Raw genomic sequence first — 5240 nt, 5'->3', positions numbered from 1 at the left:
AAATGAAAATAGTGATGATAACATTTTTTCTGAAGTATATACTGATCGATCATAATCTCTTGGTCGGGGGTTCAAATCCCTCCTCAGCCACTCAAGCTAAGCTATGGTTTGGCGATAGCAGCGCATTTGACAAAATAACGTGATTCATTGTCAATTAACTGAAGTCTTTTTTCAGTTGTTCATATAGTATATGGAATAATGTATGTGAAGTGATAAAGATACAACATTTGTTGTATCTATTCAGGGGAATGGCTAATGGTATCCGTTCAAGAAAGTGGTAAGGTAGATGAGAAAAGACAACTAAATGAATTTCATCCGAGTAGCTGACACTGACATCTATATAAAGACAATCTAATGCACTCATTTAAAGTGAAGTTTTCTGGATCCCAGTGTCTAGGCACTGGGATGACAAGAAAAGAGTTGACTTGAATGACACCGAATAGGTACTGGGACAGAGGCTACTTGAATAATATTTCACCATGTCATTCCAGCACTTGATGCTGGAATCCAGAAGTGTTTTGAGCACAAAAGTCATGCTAAGTTTTTGTTGTTAAGAAAGGCTGGATAGCTACTTGAATGACACCATTTGTTACTGTGTTTTTGTCTATCTTATTTTGCTACCCTACTGAACGAATACACAAAATCTAACTTTTTTCTATACAACCAGCTAGGTCAAGAAAGGTGAATCTATCTCTTGTTGCAAATGTAAGATTGACTACCTTGCAATATTGCTCTTTGTTCCAATTAAGATGCTCCGGTAAGTACGGAATTGATAGATCTTCAAATACTTTCTGCAGGTGTTTTGCAGATAGTAAATTTTGCTTAATTAAACTAGAAATATTACTCCATTCTTTGTAAATAATCTCTTGAATTTTTTGCTGCATAATTTGCTTCTGCTTTAGAATTTTTATAAATTCGGTATTACCAAAGCACTGAGTTATATGTTTTACATCTAAAGTGATCGGTTTGGTAATCGGGTTTTGTATTGACAATATCTCCTCTTGCAAGTTAGCCATAGTAATCGTCGTAACAGCAATTTTTTCGCCATGTAACGAGGAGGAATAATCTTTTGTTACCGTCTCCATTGCATGAGCTATCATATGTTCTCCTTGGCTTGCAGAGTAGCTGCCTTTTGACATCACCATTCCAAGTCCTGAAATCAATAAGGCTTCCATAAGTAATAAAACTACTCTTTTATCTTTTTTAGCAAGTGCCAAGTGTTCTCTGAGCAAAATTTCCTCCAGATTGCGAACAAGTTTAAAGGGGAGTTCATTATATTCTGTGCCAAGTAATAGATGAGATAATAGCCAATCGGCTTGTACTGTTGAACGGCAGATGAAATCTGCAAATCCACTTAATGTGAGGCGTGGTGGTGCGTTGGCAATTATATCGTTATCAATGTATATTGCCTTTGGAAGATGTGCTCCGAACGATTTTTTATATCCATCAACTAATATTGAAGCGTTTGCAGAGCTATACCCATTCATGGAAGCGGCTGTTGGGAACGATATATAATCTTTTTTCTCGAGGTAGCTTGCATATTTGCAGATATCATTAACAGTGCCACTACCAAATGCAACCATTAAGTCACTATCTTTTGCTTTATTTCTAACTAGGTTTACAGTTTGGAGGGAAGCAGCGCTGTTCAGTCTATTTGGTGTCATCCAAGTAGCGTGACACTGCGATCCATCATAGTCACGCGCTGGAATGACAGTTGTGGCTGGAATAATTAAATGAGAAACTTTATTAAGTATGTTTTTGTTTAAAAGTTTTGCTGTATTTTCATCTGCAATCAGAAAAATGTCATTTCCATATTGTCTACATATTTCATAGATATTATCAGCAACTTCCCTAATAAGAACTTGTTCTGTGTGCTGTAATATTTGTTTTAAATATCGCATAGAATGTTTACAATACGGTAATGTTAGTATTTCAAGATTGATATGAAGATTGACCCTGTAGAACTAACTAAGAAATTAATTTCTTTTAAAAGTATAACACCAAAAGACGATGGGGCAATAGAGCATATAGCAGCCATTCTCAAGAAAAGTGGTTTTGAATGTGAGATTTTAGAGTTTGGTGATAAAGTTAAAAATCTTTATGCGAAATATATAAATGGAGTACCAAACTTGTGTTTTGCTGGACATGTTGATGTTGTACCACCAGGTGAGTTAAAAGATTGGATATCTGATCCATTTAAGCCAGAAGTTAGAAATGGAATGCTATACGGAAGAGGAGCAGCTGATATGAAAGGCGGAGTAGCTGCATTTATTGCTGCTATCGTAGATTCAGTTGCAGGTAAGTTTCGATTCAGTGGTTCAATCAGTGCATTGATTACCGGTGCTGAAGAAAGCACGGAAGAACATGGAACAAAGGCCGTTTTGGAATGGATGAAAAGTAAGCAAAAAAAGATAGATTTTTGTATAGTTGGAGAACCAACGAGTAGTGAGAAATTAGGTGATACCATAAAAATAGGTAGAAGAGGTTCTGCAACATTTAAATTGATTTGCCATGGTAAACAAGGGCACGTTGCCTACCCAGATCTAGCAGATAATCCAATATATAAAATGGTATCGATACTAAGTAAGATAAAAGATACCACTTTTGATACTGGTAATAAATACTTTCAGCCTTCACATTGCGAAATTACTACTATCGACGTTGGAAATAATACTAATAATCTAATACCTAGTTCAATAGCAGCAGGTTTTAATGTTCGATATAACAATACACAAACACCGGACGTTTTATATAAGATGATTGATGCAATATGCACCAATGTGACTAACGATTATAAACTGTCTATGCAGAGCAGCAGGGACGTTTTTCTCTCTACTCCTGATAGAAATACTGATATTATGCTTGATGCGATAAATAAAATTACCGGTATTGATGCTGTGCTGAGTACAAATGGTGGCACATCTGATGCTGCGTTTATTAAAGATATTTGTCCAGTAATTGAATTTGGTATGATCAACAAAACCGCACATCAGGTAAATGAATGCGTATCAATAGACGATATACATAAATTAACAGCTATATATAAGGAGTTTATAAAAAATTATTTTTACCCCACTAATAAAATATTAAACCAAATCAATGTAATTGGTAATACGCCTGATGGTCCATTATTAGCTTGAGGTGCAGTTGCATAGAGAAGAAACTTACTAGACACATTTTACCAACCCCTTATTATAATATTAAGGGTATTTTTGACTCAAAACTTGTCTTTGATCTGTGCGAGCTTAATAACAAAAATTCAGTAGAAAGCTTATTGGCGAAAATTATCTGTTCAGCAGAGTGACAAAATAAGATAGACAAAAAGGGTGTAAGAACAAATAGTGTCATGCAACACTGGCTTTTGTACACAAAACGTTGTAAAGCGCTTTTGTCAACCTGGATCCCAGCTCGGATAACAAGAAAAGAAGCACTGGTTTCACATAGATCTGAACAGATATAATTTCTTAAACATTTATAGCTCACATAAAACCCGGTCTGACTGTCATAAAGGCTACTCATTGCAGCAGACAACTTTCGCACTACTTCAAATTCTAATTTTCAACTTAAAGAGGTACGTAATGTCAAATAACTTCAATTTCAAAGAATTTTTTCACCATCACGAAGCAAATAGCACTTTAGATGATATACAAAGGTACTGCATACTGTGGCAATCAGTGATATCACAGGCAATGATTGATGCAGCAAGTAACTGTAAAAAAACAGAAAGCTTGGTAGAGAAACGTAAAGCAATTTCCTGGCTATCAGACTTCAGTCAAGATTTTGTTGAAACATGTATACTGGCTGATTGCGATCCATTATACGTAAAAAACAAAATACAGCCAATTCTAAAAAAGATAAAGCCCTTTTAATGAGGTTTACCCCTCTCACCAAGAAAAATATCATTTAATCTTTTTTCTATAGCTTCATCTATATCTTGGATTAATAGCTGCTTTATCATATTCACTTTCCGTTCTGCCTCTTGAAGATTATTGTTACCGTAACTGTTCTTATTACTATAACCATAACTACTGCCATTTGGTTTATTACTCATTTTTCTTCTTGTGCTGAGTATCTGAACTATCTTCTCCTTGAAAAAAGACTTCCAGCCTGTGCCAGAAAATAATTTGTAGAGAAAATGCGGAGTAAGAAACGCTACTAATATTCTAATAGAAACTCCATAACCCAAATCATCTCTATTTTCATAATACCATTTTAAATATTGATACAAATGGTAAAATGCATTTTTGAAAGAGCTAAACTCTACAGCATACCAAAAGCCACTGGTGAGAAACATGAGCATAATGCTCGATGTATAAAGATACAGAGTGAAAAGAAATAGCTTGACAACTATATCTTTCAAGCTGCCCAGTATATAATTAAATAACCTTAATTTATAAAAAAGTGATATCATTTCACGCACACTTTAATAAAGCTGGGGTGGAAGGATTCGAACCTTCGCGTGGCGGTATCAAAAACCGCTGCCTTACCACTTGGCTACACCCCAATATTGTTTATATCAATAACATTATTAACCCAATTAGTAAAAGATTTATTCGCTTTTCCTATGGGTATTATCACAACGGCTGGTTGATCATAAGAATGCATTGCCTCGATTTTTTCTACAATCTTATCAGTCTGATCATTCCTGCTCTTCATAATTGCCACTATTTCACAATTACTATTAATTTTACCTTCCCATAAATACAGAGAATTTACTTCGGGAAATATATTTACACATGCAATTAACTTCTCGTTTAACAATTCTTCAGAAATAGTCTTAGCCTCTTTCAGGTTTGAAAAAGTTATATAGACTAAAACTAAGTTGCTCATTAATCGCTACATAAATGCATTTTTACTATACTCTACTTAGATTTATTCATCAAGAGAAAATAGGAGAGACCTCTTCAGTGCTTGACACATAGAAATTGAAGATGTCATTTAGTAGCTCTCCCCTTGTCATCCCAGTAGTTCTCCTCTTGTCATGCAAGTAGCTATCCAGCCTTTCTTAACAACAAAAACTTAGCATGACTTTTGTGCTCAAAAAACTTCTGGATTCCAGCATCAAGTGCTGGAATGACATGGTGAAATATTATTCAAGTAGCCTCTGTCCCAGTGCCTATTCGGTGTCATTCAAGTCAACTCTTTTCATCCCAGTGCCTAGACACTGGGATCGATCCAATAATAAGAACTTTTGTACTCAATTTATAATTCTGCACTGTGTGAGTTTAGATAATCAGCCA

General features: G+C 35.1%; 5 protein-coding genes and 1 tRNA gene. 2 read left to right on the top strand and 4 right to left on the bottom strand.

The features are described 5' to 3' along the window. Positions 1–644: 644 nt before the first annotated feature. Positions 645–1901 carry an iron-containing alcohol dehydrogenase gene (locus ACJ5GX_RS06505; RefSeq protein ID WP_052264778.1) on the bottom strand — a complete coding sequence of 419 codons (1257 nt, stop codon included), beginning with the start codon at positions 1899–1901 and terminating at the stop codon, positions 645–647. 42 nt (positions 1902–1943) lie between these two features. On the opposite strand from ACJ5GX_RS06505, the gene dapE reads away from it, so the two are divergent. Together dapE and ACJ5GX_RS06495 are read left to right on the top strand one after the other, a co-directional pair. Next, the gene (dapE, locus tag ACJ5GX_RS06500) at positions 1944–3140 is read left to right on the top strand and encodes a succinyl-diaminopimelate desuccinylase (RefSeq protein WP_019236715.1); all 1197 of its coding nucleotides are present in this window, start codon (positions 1944–1946) and stop codon (positions 3138–3140) included. A gap of 438 nt (positions 3141–3578) precedes the next feature. Next, positions 3579–3869 carry a hypothetical protein gene (locus ACJ5GX_RS06495; RefSeq protein ID WP_007301973.1) on the top strand — a complete coding sequence of 97 codons (291 nt, stop codon included), beginning with the start codon at positions 3579–3581 and terminating at the stop codon, positions 3867–3869. Here ACJ5GX_RS06495 and ACJ5GX_RS06490 read toward each other — a convergent pair. The 3 genes from ACJ5GX_RS06490 to cutA form a co-directional block, all read right to left on the bottom strand. Further along, the gene (locus ACJ5GX_RS06490) at positions 3866–4411 is read right to left on the bottom strand and encodes a hypothetical protein (RefSeq protein WP_015587954.1); all 546 of its coding nucleotides are present in this window, start codon (positions 4409–4411) and stop codon (positions 3866–3868) included. The two genes, ACJ5GX_RS06495 and ACJ5GX_RS06490, sit on opposite strands and share 4 nt — an antisense overlap. 21 nt (positions 4412–4432) lie before the next feature. Next, positions 4433–4504: transfer RNA gene (locus tag ACJ5GX_RS06485), tRNA-Gln, on the bottom strand. Next, positions 4495–4830 (bottom strand): divalent-cation tolerance protein CutA, encoded by a 336-nt coding sequence (cutA, locus tag ACJ5GX_RS06480; RefSeq protein ID WP_082241857.1) that lies wholly within the window; start codon positions 4828–4830, stop codon positions 4495–4497. Before cutA ends, ACJ5GX_RS06485 begins: the two co-directional genes overlap by 10 nt. Between the last annotated feature and the right edge of the window lie 410 nt (positions 4831–5240).

It is taken from the genome of Wolbachia endosymbiont of Tuta absoluta, from assembly GCF_059414725.1.
The sequence above is the reverse complement of the archived record's forward strand: the minus strand, read 5'-3'. Positions and strand labels throughout refer to the sequence as shown.